The sequence below is a fragment of the Sulfurimonas marina genome (assembly GCF_014905095.1).
GTDB classification, from domain to species: domain Bacteria; phylum Campylobacterota; class Campylobacteria; order Campylobacterales; family Sulfurimonadaceae; genus Sulfurimonas; species Sulfurimonas marina.
On the sequence record NZ_CP041165.1, the window covers coordinates 1926543 to 1941384 of the forward strand.

14 protein-coding genes are annotated in these 14842 nt (G+C 35.5%); 12 read left to right on the plus strand and 2 right to left on the minus strand.

Going from position 1 to position 14842, the window contains the following annotated elements; genetic code table 11:
- Positions 1–83: 83 nt before the first annotated feature.
- The gene (locus FJR03_RS09775; RefSeq protein WP_226962114.1) at positions 84–767 is read left to right on the plus strand and encodes a response regulator transcription factor; all 684 of its coding nucleotides are present in this window, start codon (positions 84–86) and stop codon (positions 765–767) included.
- Between the two features lie 86 nt (positions 768–853).
- On the opposite strand, the gene FJR03_RS09780 is transcribed toward FJR03_RS09775, so the two are convergent.
- Entirely contained in the window at positions 854–2044 is a 1191-nt protein-coding gene (locus FJR03_RS09780) for a putative porin (RefSeq protein ID WP_193113322.1), read from the minus strand.
- Between the two features lie 154 nt (positions 2045–2198).
- Between FJR03_RS09780 and pstS the strand changes: the two genes are divergently transcribed.
- The 11 genes from pstS to FJR03_RS09835 all read left to right on the plus strand — a co-directional run bounded on the left by pstS (position 2199) and on the right by FJR03_RS09835 (position 14308).
- The gene (pstS, locus tag FJR03_RS09785) at positions 2199–3203 is read left to right on the plus strand and encodes a phosphate ABC transporter substrate-binding protein PstS (RefSeq protein ID WP_193113323.1); all 1005 of its coding nucleotides are present in this window, start codon (positions 2199–2201) and stop codon (positions 3201–3203) included.
- A 98-nt stretch (positions 3204–3301) separates the two neighbouring features.
- A complete protein-coding gene (pstC, locus tag FJR03_RS09790) occupies positions 3302–4276 on the plus strand; it encodes a phosphate ABC transporter permease subunit PstC (RefSeq protein ID WP_193113324.1) in 975 nt (324 codons plus the stop codon).
- Entirely contained in the window at positions 4276–5079 is an 804-nt protein-coding gene (gene pstA, locus FJR03_RS09795) for a phosphate ABC transporter permease PstA (protein WP_193113325.1), read from the plus strand. The genes pstC and pstA overlap by 1 nt, the downstream gene beginning before the upstream one ends.
- Before the next feature lie 11 nt (positions 5080–5090).
- On the plus strand, positions 5091–5873 hold the full coding sequence (pstB, locus tag FJR03_RS09800) for a phosphate ABC transporter ATP-binding protein PstB (protein ID WP_193113326.1): 783 nt from the start codon (positions 5091–5093) through the stop codon (positions 5871–5873).
- A 9-nt stretch (positions 5874–5882) separates the two neighbouring features.
- Complete coding sequence (locus FJR03_RS09805) at positions 5883–6548, plus strand: PhoU domain-containing protein (RefSeq protein WP_193113327.1); 666 nt, start codon at positions 5883–5885, stop codon at positions 6546–6548.
- A 14-nt stretch (positions 6549–6562) separates the two neighbouring features.
- Positions 6563–7945 carry a sensor histidine kinase gene (locus FJR03_RS09810; protein ID WP_193113328.1) on the plus strand — a complete coding sequence of 461 codons (1383 nt, stop codon included), beginning with the start codon at positions 6563–6565 and terminating at the stop codon, positions 7943–7945.
- Between the two features lie 69 nt (positions 7946–8014).
- Complete coding sequence (locus tag FJR03_RS09815) at positions 8015–8245, plus strand: hypothetical protein (protein WP_193113329.1); 231 nt, start codon at positions 8015–8017, stop codon at positions 8243–8245.
- Entirely contained in the window at positions 8245–9969 is a 1725-nt protein-coding gene (gene olsF, locus FJR03_RS09820; protein ID WP_193113330.1) for a bifunctional ornithine lipid synthase OlsF, read from the plus strand. The genes FJR03_RS09815 and olsF overlap by 1 nt, the downstream gene beginning before the upstream one ends.
- Positions 9950–11707, plus strand: coding sequence for a GGDEF domain-containing protein (locus FJR03_RS09825; protein ID WP_226962115.1), 1758 nt, complete (start codon positions 9950–9952; stop codon positions 11705–11707). The genes olsF and FJR03_RS09825 overlap by 20 nt, the downstream gene beginning before the upstream one ends.
- A gap of 106 nt (positions 11708–11813) precedes the next feature.
- The gene (gene glnA / locus FJR03_RS09830) at positions 11814–13244 is read left to right on the plus strand and encodes a type I glutamate--ammonia ligase (RefSeq protein WP_193113331.1); all 1431 of its coding nucleotides are present in this window, start codon (positions 11814–11816) and stop codon (positions 13242–13244) included.
- Between the two features lie 95 nt (positions 13245–13339).
- Positions 13340–14308 (plus strand): sensor histidine kinase, encoded by a 969-nt coding sequence (locus FJR03_RS09835; RefSeq protein ID WP_193113332.1) that lies wholly within the window; start codon positions 13340–13342, stop codon positions 14306–14308.
- A gap of 9 nt (positions 14309–14317) precedes the next feature.
- Here FJR03_RS09835 and FJR03_RS09840 read toward each other — a convergent pair whose 3' ends face one another.
- Complete coding sequence (locus FJR03_RS09840; protein WP_193113333.1) at positions 14318–14659, minus strand: DUF4190 domain-containing protein; 342 nt, start codon at positions 14657–14659, stop codon at positions 14318–14320.
- Positions 14660–14842 lie beyond the last annotated feature (183 nt).

Consider the following 14842-nt stretch of genomic DNA (forward strand, 5'->3'; position numbering starts at 1 on the left):
CATTCTCAATGATTACAACGTAATATTTTTGTAACCATTGAGATATATAATAAAGATAAATTAGAAAACTCTAAAGGCTTAGTTTGAAGAACAAACAGATACTTATTGTTGATGATGATCAAGATATTCTTGAACTCCTTGAGTACAACCTCTTAAATGACGGTTATGATGTTATCGGTATGTTAAATACAAAACATGTTCGAGATGTTTTAAACGAAGAAAGAATCGACTTGATTATAATGGATAGAGGACTTCCCGATATTGAAGGAAGTTTTTATGTCGAGATGTTACGTAATAAAAACATCAATACTCCTGTAATCTTCTTAAGCGGAAAAAACTCTCAAGAAGATATCAAAGAGGGATTTATCAAAGGTGCGGATGACTATGTAGTAAAACCTTTTGATATAGAAGAATTAAAACTTCGCATCAATGCCGTTCTTAAACGTCAAAATCCACAAACAAAAGAGAATATTGAAAATATAGAGTATAAAGATATACAACTTGATCTCAATATTCAAAAAGCAATTATAGACGGTGTAGATGTAAACCTTACAAAACTCGAAACTGCTCTACTGAAACTTATGATTCTCAATCGTGGGAAAGTATTAGACAGAGATTTTTTACTCAAAAATGTTTGGAACGATGCAGAGTCTACAAATAAAAAGACCGTTAATGTTGCGATTAAAAGATTAAAAGAGAAGATTGATCCTCTTGGAGAGAAAAACTACATAAAAACTATCCGCGGTATTGGATATATGATAAATTAATAGATTATTTTTTTGATTTACAATAAAGCAAAGTTCTAAACTTTGCTTCTTGTAAAAAGGAGAAATGAAATTTTGAAATTTGTGTATTAGAATTTGATGATAGCGTCTAACTGTACACGCTCATAATCTGCACCTAGTTTGCCAGGAGTTTTACCTGAAAAAAGGTAATTGTAAAAGAATGTTCCAGCAAGGTATGTGTTTTTACCAAATTTATATTTTGCTCTAATTGCATGTCCTTTAGCAGCAGAACCACCACCGAAATTATCAGAGTCACTATGATCACCAAGTACCGCATCTGCTTGAATATCAGTATAAGAATACTTCACTTGCCAATCATGAATATTTTTTGCTTTACCTACTTGAAAAGCTAAATCATACCCAAAATTTTTATTACTAGCTGCAACATTATATGCCACTCCAGCAGCAAGAGCTAATGGTTTACCAAATACATCTTTAAATTTAAGCTCTCCAAATCCTTCTACAATATGGAAATCATTTTCATATACATCAGCTCCAGAGCCATCTGTTACAAATGTATTACCCATTGGTTTACCACCTTTTTCTGGATAATACATAGCAGTATTACCTTTTAAACCATCGTAGTAATAAAGAGCTGCACCTAAATTTAATTTAGCATTATCGTTTACCTTCATTTTCTCTACATATTGTGCAAAGAATAGATTAACATTATCTCTTGCATTCACTCTTTCAGCATACGTTGGTTGGTTAGCACCTAGGTTAATGATACGAGCATCATTCTCATAGTTATAACTTATACCATTGAATGATAAATCATTATCCCAAATAAGCTGTGATTTAATTGGTCTATAGATCATATATGGGTGTCTTCCAATTTTTGCCGTATGATCACCATCTTTATATGTTACATCCAAGATATTAAATCTTAGTGATTGCCACATGTAATCACTTAAAGCTTTATCAGTTTCAAATGTTTGGTTACCAGACGTTGGATTTGCATATCCACTTCTCATACCAGCTTCAAATGTAAGTTTGTCAGTTAAATCAACAGCTGATATTAATCTGATTCTATATCTATTAAGATATTTTAGACTTTCTGTTCCATCGTTATAGTAAGTTTCTTTACTTTCATATCTTAATCTTAAATCACCTTTGAAATGAATTCTTTCAAGAATATCATGTTCAATCCCTGTAGCCTCAGAAACACTTTTTGATACGAGCTCTGGATTTGGAGTTGCATTTGCAGCAACTGAACCTATTGCTAAAGCAGCTAAGCTTGATAAAACAACTTTTTTCATTTGTTTTCTTCCTTTTTTAAATTGTTGAACGAAGTTTATTACATCTTTATTACAATATGATTACAATCTGGAGACATATCTTTTTTATGTAATCCTTCTGTAACCTAACTATTTTATACTTCCGCATCTTAACAAAATAAAAAGGTTATTCAAGATGACTAAAATAGCTAAAATTGCTCTTGCAACAACACTTCTGGCAGGTTCTTTAAGTGCTAGTGAAATCATTAAAGGAAGCGGTGCATCTTTTCCGTACAGTGTATACCAAAAATGGTTAAAAGCATATAATAAGGATACTGGTATTAAAGTAGACTATATTAAAAAGGGTTCATCTAAAGGGATCAAAGATGCAAAAGAACGTGCAGTTGATTTTGCCGGAACAGATAAGCCTCTTTCTCCAAAAGTTTTAAAGCAAAACAGACTTTATCAGTTCCCTGGTGTGGTTGGTGCAATCACTATGGGTTACAATCTTCCTGGAGTTAAAAACCTACAACTTAGCCGTAGTGCAATCGTAGCAATTGCTAGCGGTAAAGTTGCGTACTGGGATGATCAAGTGATCGCATCTGCAAATAAAGGTGTTAAATTACCACATAAAAAAGTAACTTTCGTACACCGTGCAGACGGTAGTGGTACTACATATAACTTTACATACTACCTTTCAAAAGTTTCTAAAGAGTGGAGAAGAAACTTTGGAGCTAAAAAGTCACTTAACTGGCCTGGTGAGCAACACATCGGTGGTAAAACAAACTCAGGTGTAGCTGCACTTCTAAAACAAACTCCATTCTCAGTTGGATACATCGACTATGCTGATGCTAAAAACAACGGTATTACAATGGCAACTGTAGAAAACAAAGCTGGGAACTACATCAAACCAGAACTTAAATATTTCCAAATTGCAGCTGCAAAAGCAGACCTAAACCCTGCAAAAGATTTCTATGCGGTGATCGCAGATCCTTCAGGTGCTGAGTCTTATCCGATGGTAGCGGCAACTTTCATCTTAGTTCCTGCAGAAAAGCCTGAGATGAACAAAAAAGTTACGGCATTTTATAACTGGTCATATGAAAATGGTCAAGAGATCGCAAAAAGCTTAGGTTTTGTTCCATTACCGGCAACATTAACAGAAAAAATCAATACTTACTGGGCAAAAAAAGGTATTAAATAATACCTTTGCCCCTCCCCCCCCTTCTCTTCAAAACACTTTGTAACCATCTTGTAATATTGCTTCAATATAATTCGCGTAAATTATTCTAGGGTTCTTAAATGGAAAAAATTTTTCAAAAGCTCTCACTTGGTAGTGCTTCTTTAGTTCTTATCATACTTATTGGGATCTTTATCACTTTATTTAATGCTGCAAAACCGGCTATCGACGAGTTTGGTTTAGGATTTATTATCAATCCTGACTGGAATACAGAGGTAGTTTTAGATCAAGCACCTCTAAACGATACGGTTTCAGACGAGATAATCGATGAAGATGATGTAATGATCGAAGATGAAGACGACATGATGCTTATAGATGAAGATGATATGATGCTTGATGATGAAGTAGATTCAAAAACTATCTACGGTGGACTTATCCCAATTGTAGGTACACTTTTATCGACTCTCATAGCACTAGCTTTTGCCCTTCCGATAGCGATGGGAATTGCAGTATTCTTATCTGAAATAGCACCTAAGAACATCTCTCACGTAGTGGGAATTGCTATTGAACTTTTAGCTGCTATTCCATCTATCATTTTCGGTATGTGGGGACTTTATTATTTTGCTCCGATCGTAGCTGATCTAGTGGGTGGTTACCAGGTTTCACTCCTTACGGCAGGTCTTGTTCTAGGAGTTATGGTTTTACCGTTTATGGCAGCGATCACACGTGATAGTATGAATACGACACCGAATGTTTTAAAAGAATCGGCTTACGCTCTTGGAGCTACAAAATTTGAAGTGATTAAAGATATCATCTTCCCTTATTCAAAAGTAGGAATCATCGGTTCAATCATCTTGGCACTCGGTCGTGCACTTGGTGAGACAATGGCGGTAGCATTTCTTATCGGTTCGATCTTCAGTCTTCCTGATGCTATCAACGATCCTACAATCTCGATTCCAGTTGCAATGGCAAACAACTTTGGTGAAGCAAGCGGTTTAGGTGAGAGTGCTCTTTTTTACTTAGCACTTATCCTATTTGTTATCAGTTTCGGTGTAATCTCACTGGCTAAATTTTACTTTTTGAAAAAGGCTAAATAATGAGACTAGTTCTAAATAAAATCTTTTTAGCACTCTCAATCCTCTCAGCATTGATCGGGCTTGCATTTTTAGCGTGGATTTTGACAACTCTTTTCTTAAAAGGTCTGAGTTCATTTCACTTTAGCCTCTTTCTAAACGACTTGGTTGAGGGAGGTCTAAGAAACCTTATCATTGGGCAGTTGATACTTGCAGGCCTTGCTTCACTCATCGGTATCCCTATCGGGATGACGGCAGGTATTTACATCCAGGAGTACGGGCGTGGAAAATACGCTTCGTTTATCCGTGACCTAAGTGACATTATGATGTCTGCACCATCAATCGTAATCGGTGCTTTTGTGTACGCAGTAGTTGTTGTACCAACTGGTGGGACAAGCGGATATGCAGGTTCAATCGCTTTAGCAATTATGATGATACCTGTTGTTATCAATACAACAGACTCAATGCTCAGCCTGGTACCCCGTGAACTTCGTGAAGCGGGAATTGCACTTGGTGCTAGTAAATACAAAGTTATTATCGACATTGTAATAAAAGCGGCAAAAGTAGGTATCATGACAGGTATATTACTTGCATTCGCACGTATTATCGGTGAGACAGCACCGCTGCTTTTCACATCGGAGACTTCAAACTACTTCACACTGAATCTAAGTGAGAGTTTTCCGTCTCTAACGGTAAGTATTTACGACCTTGCAAATGAGCCTGAAGAGTCTAGCCGCGACCTTGCGTGGGCAGCTTCGTTTATACTGACGGTTTTAGTTTTAATCATTAACTTAAGTGGTAGATATATCACAAGAAACAAAAAATAAGGATACGTTCTATGTCAATTATGAAAATTAAAAAGTTCTCTTTTACTTACCCTGGAGTTGATCATCCATCACTCAAAAACATTAACCTTCCGATCGAGAAAAACAAGATTACTGCACTTATCGGACCGAGTGGTTGTGGAAAGTCTACACTGCTTCGTTCTATGAACAGAATTCACGATCTTTATCCTGGAAACAGATATGACGGTAAAATTGAACTGCTTGATCTTGAAACAGGAAAGTACAACAATATCCTAGATATCAAAAAAGAGAACGAGTTCATTAAACTTCGCCAACAAGTTGGAATGATTTTTCAAAAACCGACACCGTTTCCTATGAGTATCTTCGATAACGTAGCTTACGGATTAAAAATTGCAGGTATTAAAAATAAAACTGAATTAGCAGATCGTGTGGAAGTAGCTCTTAAAGGCTCAGCACTCTGGAAAGAGGTAAGCGACAGACTTGATAAATCTGCGATGGGTCTCTCAGGAGGTCAGCAGCAACGTCTTTGTATTGCACGTGCGGTTGCCGTAAAACCTGAAGTACTGCTTTTTGACGAACCGACATCTGCACTTGATCCAATCTCTACAGGCGCAATCGAAGAGCTGATCGTAGAGCTTAAAAACGAAGTAAGTATTGCGATCGTTACACACAACATGCAGCAAGCCAGCCGTATTAGTGACTATACTGCATTTATGTATCTTGGTGATTTGATAGAATATGACAAAACAGAGACTATATTCTTAAACCCTGCGGAAAAACAAACTGAAGACTATATTACTGGTCGTTTTGGATAAGGAGAGAAAATGTTACAAACTTTTAGAACAAGTGTAAGTGAAGTTCAAGAGAAACTCACAAATATTGGAAACGATCTTGTTAAAGCAAACGAGGTTATAGTTGATGCTATAATTACATGTGATGTAGATAAATTTAATGAGGCACGTTCTTACATTAAAAACATATCTTCAAAAATGAACGATATCGATAACTCGATCATTAAAATCTTGGCACTTTACACACCTGAGGCAAGAGACTTAAGACAAGTTGTAGCTTACTTTAAAATCACAAATGAGCTTTCTCGCGCATGTGCAAACACAAGAAGCTTCATTAGAGGTTTTACCGATGTATGTGACGACTTAGGTGAGGAGACTATCAACGAGTATGCTATCCCTATGCAAAACTCTACAGTTAGAGCGGTAAAAATCGCCGTAAGTATGATCAACTGTGTTGATGCCGATGAACTAAGAGAAAGATATGAAGAGGTTCTTATAGAAGAGAACAAAACTGATGATCTCTACTCTATGATCGAGAAAAATCTCATTAAAAAAGCAGATATGCAAAGTGGTGAGTTTGAAAAATACCATAGAATGCTTAGAGCATTAAGAAAAAGTGAAAAAGTCGCAGGGCGTGCTATCTCTATGGCAAGCTTATTGCTTTATGCAAACCTAGGCGGCGAATTACAAGCTTCATAAACTAAGGAGAAAGAGTGCTGAAATTTCATCAAATAGTACTTAGAAAATTTTTAGCACTCTTTTTTGCTCTCTTTTTTATCGTAGGTACGATTGTCTACTTTTGGGAGTACGACTTTTATATCGAGGGCTCTAAAAAATCACTTCTGCAAGACATTGAACTTATAGCGCTTCAGATCGACAACGATACAAATCTCGATCTGCTTGCACAAAAAGTGAAACAACAACTTCATATCCGTACAACTATTATTGATGCAAATGGTGTAGTTATTGCCGAATCGCATAAAGATAAAACAAAGATGGAAAACCACCGTTACCGTGATGAAGTGCTTCAGGCGGATAAAAACAGTTACGGATACAAAAAAAGACACTCAGAAACACTAAAACTTGATCTCATCTATGTAGTAAAGAAATACACTATCGAAGGGAAGATCTTATACATACGTTTAGCACTCGAACTTGAAGGGATTGAAGAGAAGATGTTCCAACTAGGCTTAAAAATTTTCTCGGTACTCACACTCTTTTTTCTTGCTATATTTTTTATTACCTACAAAATCAATTCTCAGGTTGAAAAAGAGGTTAGCAACATCATCTCTTTTTTAAAGTCTCTGACAAAAAAACAGAAGTCTACATTTATCAAGTCTGAGTATTCTCAAGAGTTTGCACTTATTACAAACCTACTGACCAAAGTAGCGCAAATCATTGTAAAACAAGAGAAGAAAAAGTCAAAATACACAAACAAGCTCAAAGAGCTTAACAAACAAAAAGATGATATCATCTCAGCAATATCGCATGAGTTTAAAAATCCGATCGCCATAGTAAACGGTTACTCGCAAACACTTCTTGAAGATCAAGATATCAATCCAAACATCAGACAAAAATTTTTAACAAAGATCCATAATAACGGTATAAAACTAAGTGAACTGATCGACACCCTGCGCCTATCATTAAAACTTGATTCAAAACAGCAGTCATTGAAGGTAAGCACTTTCAATCTTTACGAGCTGGTAGAAGATTGTGCAGAAAACATTAAGATCAACTATTCAGGACGCGAAGTGCTTATTAACGGTGCTCGCGATATTGAGATCACGGCAGATAAAACAATGCTGAGTATTGTCTTCTCCAATCTTATAGAAAACGGTATCAAATACTCAGAAGATGAAGTTATAATCAATTTCGACAAACAACATATTGAGTTCATCGATACAGGAATCGGTATCAATGAAAAAGATCTTCAAAACATTACCGATAAATTTTATCGTGTCCATAAAAATACTTGGAACAACTCTTTGGGACTAGGTCTATTTTTAGTAGATACAATTATCAAACTCCATAACTTTAAACTGAAAATTAAAAGTAAAGAGAACGAAGGTTCAACTTTTAGTATCTACTTTTCGTAATCTTTCCGTAATCCCCATGTAATCTAGCTAGTTTATTATTCTTCCTATACTTTATTTATAGGAAATAAAATGAAAATGCGTGAGTTTAGCATCAAAACAGACAAACTCGAATACTTAGGATACGCCCAAGAGGAACTTAGCCTCGGTGTTATTGAAGAGCATCTTTTTGAAGAGCTCGATGTTCCAGAGGAATATATTAAAAACTTAGAACTTACAGATGACAAAATATACATCAGACTTATCGACAAAGTAAGATACTTCAACGAAGACTGGTATGTATCTATCCAGAGGATTGCCTAATGTTAGACGTAGAGCAAACTATACTCAAAAAATACCCTAAACTCAAAAACTCAAAACTGCTTAAATCGGCTGTCACAAAATTTGCAGATTCACTTATCCACCAAGATGAGATCAATAAATTTATGAAAAAAAACACTCACCTTGGAAGTTACGAGTTTATCGATGAAGTTTTAGAATACTTTAACTTCAAATTTTTTGTTAACGATAACGAGATAGAAAACATCCCTTCAAGTGGGAGAGTCGTAATCATTGCAAATCACCCTTTAGGAGCACTTGATGCGCTTTCACTTATCAAACTCGTCTCTAAAGTGCGTAAAGACATTAAAGTGATCGCAAACGATTTTCTAGAGATCTTTGAGAACATTAAACCGATCCTAATCAACATTGATGTCTTCACAGCCAAACAGAAAAAAGAATCTATTGCAAAAGTGTATGAAACGCTTGAAAATGAGGGCGTGATTATTATCTTCCCATCGGGCGAAGTAAGCCGTGCCACACCTACGGGAATCAAAGACAAAAAATGGAAAAAAGGGTTTTTAAAATTTGCCCATAGATCTCACTCCCCTATTTTACCTATCTATATCGGCGGAAAAAACTCAAAAACTTTTTATTCCATCTCTACGCTCAACAAAAAACTCTCAACGGCTCTGCTGCCAAACGAGATGTTTAAACAAAAGAACAACACTATAGAGATGGTTATAGGGGAGTTAATCCCATCTGAAAACATCATGCCAAAAGGGATCGAGCAATCTCAACTTATCGATCTTTACAAAAAACACCTTTATGGTTTGAAATCTAAAAAACACTATTTTCAGACACAAAAAGCGATAGCCCATCCCGAAGATACAAAAGCGATAAAAAAAGAATTAAAAAATTCACAGCTTTTGGGAAAAACGAAGGACGGAAAGTTTATCTATCTCTACTCAAGTGAAGATAAAAACTCCATTGTAATCAATGAAATCGGCCGCCTTCGAGAGATCTCTTTTAGAAAAGTTGGTGAAGGGATCAACAAAAAAAGAGATATAGACAAATACGACAGATACTACAAACATATTATCTTATGGGATGATGAAGATCTCGAAATAGTAGGTGCCTATAGAATTGCAGAGTGCTCAAATATTATACAAACACTCGGAGTTGATGCATTGTATACTTCTACACTTTTTAATTACAACGATAGTTTTTATCCTTACCTTGACGATGCAATAGAGTTGGGGAGAAGTTTTGTACAGCCTAAATATTGGGGAAGTCGTGCATTAGACTATCTTTGGTACGGAATCGGAGCATACCTTAAAAACAATCCGCAGATTCGTTATATGTATGGTCCCGTCACTTTAAGTGCCTCTTTACCGAAGATCGCAAAAGATATGATCCTCTATTTTTACGATAAAAACTTTGGAGATAAAGAGCATTTAGTAACATCGAAAATCCCTTACAATTTTAAAAGCGATAAAGATCTTACTAAAAAACTGAAATCTGAATTTTCCTCTGATGAGTATAAAGAAAATTTCAAAGCTTTAAAAAATTCACTTAGCAGTATAGGTGCAAGCGTACCTACACTTTATAAACAATACAGTGAATTGTGTGAAGATGGCGGAATAAGATTTTGTGCGTACAATATCGACCCGGATTTCTCAGATTGTATCGATAGTTTTATTGTTGTATCTATAGACAAAATAAAGAAAAAACAAAAGGAAAGATACTTTGCAACACAAGAGTCCTGAATGCAATTTACCTGATGATTTAAAGAAAAAAATAGAATTATTAGACATAGCGTTTCAACCGATTGTCAATATACATACAGGAAAGATATACGCAGTTGAAGCACTACTGAGAAATTTTAGAGATATCGGATGTAAGTCGATTTTTGAAGTTTTCGATATGGTATATAAAGAAAATCTTCTTTATGGTTTTGACTTGGCTCTCAGACGAAAAGCACTCAAAAAGTTCAGTAAAATAAAAAACTTTGAAAACTTGAAACTTTTTTACAATCTTGACAACAGACTCTTTGAGATGCATAACTTTGCACCTGGTAACACAAGCGAGATTTTAAAAGATCTCAATATAAAACAGGAGACTATCTGTTTTGAGATCTCTGAGAGACATGAGATATCTGACAAATCAGGAATGGAAAGAACACTGCAGCATTATAAAAATGCAAACTTCTGTATAGCCATAGATGACTTTGGAGTTGGGTATGCAGGATATAAGCTTCTTTTTGATTCTACTCCGGATATTATAAAAATAGATAGATATTTTCTCCAAAATATCGACAAAGACACAAAGAAAAAGCAGATGGTAAAAAGCATTACCCATCTTGCTATTGAGCTCGGTATTAAAGTAATTGCAGAGGGTGTTGAAACAGCTGAAGAGTACCTTACCTGTAAAGAGATAGGGTGCAATTTCGTACAAGGTTATTTTGTCCAAAAACCGACAGTTGATGTGAATGAGATACAGAAAAAGTATCACCATGTTATTGACATAATTAAAGAGGATAAACGTAAACGCAAAGGGAATAATCTTTTAAAATATCTTGATAAAATAGAGCCGTTAAGGTCTAAATCTTCTATGCATAAAGTTGTTGATTATTTCAAAGAGAACAATAATACTCCTATGGTACCGGTTATAAATAACAACAATGAACCGGTTGGTATATTTTACGAATCACAGATCAAAGATTATCTCTATTCACCCTATGGAATGTCCCTTTTACTCAATGAAAACAAAGAGACCTCAAAACTCAAAAACTTCATTGCCAAATGCCCTTCAACAGATGTAAGAAGCGATATCTCAACGATCATTGAGCTCTACTCTAAAAACGGGGATACCAACGGAATTATTATCACACAAAATGCAAAATACCTTGGTTTTTTATCTGCAAGCGACATTATTAAACTGATGCATGAAGAAAACCTGATTGCCGCTCGTGATCAAAATCCACTGACAAAAATGCCGGGAAACAGAATTGTCGAGAAAACAATTGCAACGATCTCATGCGATAAAAAGTATCTTTTTTGTTATTTCGATCTCGATAACTTCAAGGCATACAACGATAAATACGGCTTTAGAAACGGTGATCGCATTATCCAACTTTTTGCAGATATTTTACATAAACATCTCCCTCAGGAATACTTTAAAGGTCACATCGGAGGAGATGATTTTTTTGTCTCATCCCAAGATGAAACGGATGGATACCAACAGATAAGAAACCTAATTGAAGAGTTTGAAAATCAAGCAAAAACATTTTACTCGCAAGAGGATAGAGAGAGGGGATATATTATCGCTTCAGATAGAGACGGATTGCAAAAAAAATTTGAATTATTAACCGTTAGTGCATCTCTTTTGTATGTAAATAATGTCGATACATCTCAATTTTCCAACCATATAAATAACATCTTATCAAAGCAAAAAAAGCTTGCAAAAAGTGATAAAACAAAAATTGTTGCAAGCTCTTTACTCTAGGAAAATGAGCCTTTTAGACCATATTGATTAAATTTTAATCAATAAAAAGTAGTACTCGAAAAAAAATTTCGATATACTAACAAAAGAAAAATTTAGGAGAGAATTTATGGGAAAATTCGTTAACAGTGTAGAAGAATTTTTCACTTTTTGTGAAGAAAACGATGTTCAGTTTGTAGACTTCAGATTTACAGACATTAAAGGTGCATGGCACCATATTTCTTACCGCTATTCTGCAGTAAGTGCTGAATTATTAGAAAACGGTCTTCCGTTTGACGGTTCATCAATTGAAGCTTGGCAGCCAATTAACAAGTCAGATATGCTTCTTAAAGTAGATGTACCAACTGCTTTCTTAGATCCGTTTACTGCTGATCCAACTATCATCGTATTTTGTGATGTTTACGACATCTACAAAGGACAATTATATGAAAAATGTCCACGTTCAATCGCTAAAAAAGCATTACAACACGCTGATGAGCTTGGTATTGCTGATGCTGCTTACTTCGGACCGGAAAATGAATTCTTCATTTTTGATGATGTTAAATTTGTTGACAATATCAATGAAGCTGGTTACAAAATTGACACTGAAGAGGGTGAATGGAACTCAGGTACTGCTTATGAAGATATGTACAACACTGGTCACCGTCCAGGGACTAAAGGTGGTTACTTCCCGGTAGCTCCAACTGACTCTATGGTAGATCTTCGTGCTGAAATGATGCAAGTTCTAGAGCAAGTTGGTTTAGAAGTTGTTCTTGGTCACCACGAAGTTGCTCAAGGTCAAGGTGAAATCGGTATTGTTTTCTCTGACATTATCGGTGCAGCTGACAACGTTCAAAAATATAAATACGTTGTAAAAATGATCGCTCACCTTAACGGTAAAACTGCTACATTCATGCCAAAACCATTATTTGGTGACAACGGTAACGGTATGCACGTTCACCAATCTCTATGGAAAGATGGTAAAAACTTATTCTACAAAGAGGGTGAGTACGGTAACCTTTCTGAAATGGCTTTACACTATGCTGGTGGTATCTTTAAACATGCTGCTGCAGTTGCTGCATTTACAAATGCTTCAACAAACTCATACAAAAGACTTTTACCAGGTTTCGAAGCGCCAAGTATCTTAACTTACTCTTCTCAAAACCGTTCAGCTGCTTGTCGTATCCCATACGGTGCAGGTGAAAAAGCTACTCGTATCGAGATGAGATTCCCGGATTCAACTGCTTGTCCATACCTTGCATTCGCTGCAATGATGATGGCTGGTCTTGACGGTATCAAAAACAAAACTATCCCAACTGGTCCAATGGATATCGATTTATTCGAACTTTCTTTAGATGAAATTCGTGAAAAAGGTATCGTTCAAATGCCACACACTTTACGTGAAGCACTTGAAGGTTTAATCGCTGATAACGATTTCTTAAAACCAGTATTTACTAAAGACTTTATTGACGCTTTCCAACACTACCAATTCGAGCGTCAAGTATGGCCAGATGAAGGTCGTCCAACAGCATACGAGTTCAAAACAACTTACCAGTGCTAGTTCTTTAAAATTTACACCTCTTGGGTGTAAATTTACCCTCTTCTTTTTCTCTTTTTTACTTTTAATTTCAAATAAAATTTGGTTATAATTTATGTATGAAAAACAATCCATTTAATCCAGAAAATGACATTGTTATAAAACGACGCAAGAACCCTAAAGGTGAGTACGCCCATTTAAATACCACAGAACTTTTAGAAGCTGTCAAAAAAAGTGCTCACTCCACCCACCGTGCCGACTTGGATATCTTACTGGAAATCTTTTTAGAACGTTACAATGCACGTCAAGATGAACTTGATAAACTCAACAAAGATCTCGAACAACGCATTAAAGATGAAGTACAAAAAAGCAAACAAAATCAAAAAAGATTTGAACAACAGGCAAAAATGGCTGCAATGGGTGAGATGATGGATGCAGTAGCCCATCAATGGAAACAACCTCTCAATGCCCTTTCAATGATGGGAGATCTTCTTGTTATGGATTATGAAGCAGAAGAACTTACACTTGATTCTATCAAACAGATGCGTGAAGATATGCAGGTACAGATAGATCACATGATCACAACCCTCAGTGAATTTAGAAACTTCTTCCGTACAAAAGAGAAAAATGAAACGTTCGGACTTAAACGCTCAACTCAGAGTGTAGCACTTCTGGTAAAAGATGAGTTTTTAAAAAACAACATTGAGATCTCTATAGTTCCAGAACATGAAGTACTTATTTACGGAAATGAAAATGAGTTTAAACACCTTATTTTAAATATTGTAAACAATGCAAAAGATGCTTTCAACGAAAGAGAGATCCAAAACCGTAAAATTGCTATAGACTTTATGAAAGACGAGCAGTGTACCTACTTAGAGATCTCCGACAATGCAGGTGGCATTCCAGAACACATCATCAAAGATATTTTCAAACCTGAAATCACTACAAAACCTGAGGGCAAAGGGACCGGCATAGGTCTTTATATGAGTACCCAAATAGCCCAAAAACTAGGTGGCCTTTTAAGTGTTAAGAATGGCAATGACGGTGCTATCTTTCAACTGAAAATTCCAAATGTAAATAATGTATAATTTTCTCTTTTAATATTCACTTTCAGAAGGAGAACTCATACTTTTACTCTTTTGTAACTGTTGAGCCATTTCAGCCTCATGTTTTACCTGTGCAAATTTTGGAAGAGCAACAGCAAGTAAGATCAGTATTGTAAAGATTAATCCGATGTAACCTGTAATTAGCCCTGTAAGTGCAAGACCGTCCCCACTTAACGTACCATTGCTATGTTTGATTTTTGATCTTGCAATATGACCAAAAATAACCGCTAATAAAGAGCCGAAAAAGAATAATCCAACTATTCCAAGAATCATACTGGCAATAGCCATTCCGGAAGTTTGTACTACAACTACATTTTGATTTGTTTGTTCCATCTTTTTCCCTTTAATACGAATTAATATATTTTACTATTCTTCTATTATTCTCTTCTTAATATCAAAAAGATTCCCCTTCTTCTAAAACCTTATAACAACTTGTTTAAAACAAACTATCCCAGCTCACACAAACTTTTTATAACCATAATTTTGATATAATTCCAAAATTAATAAGGTGTGTAA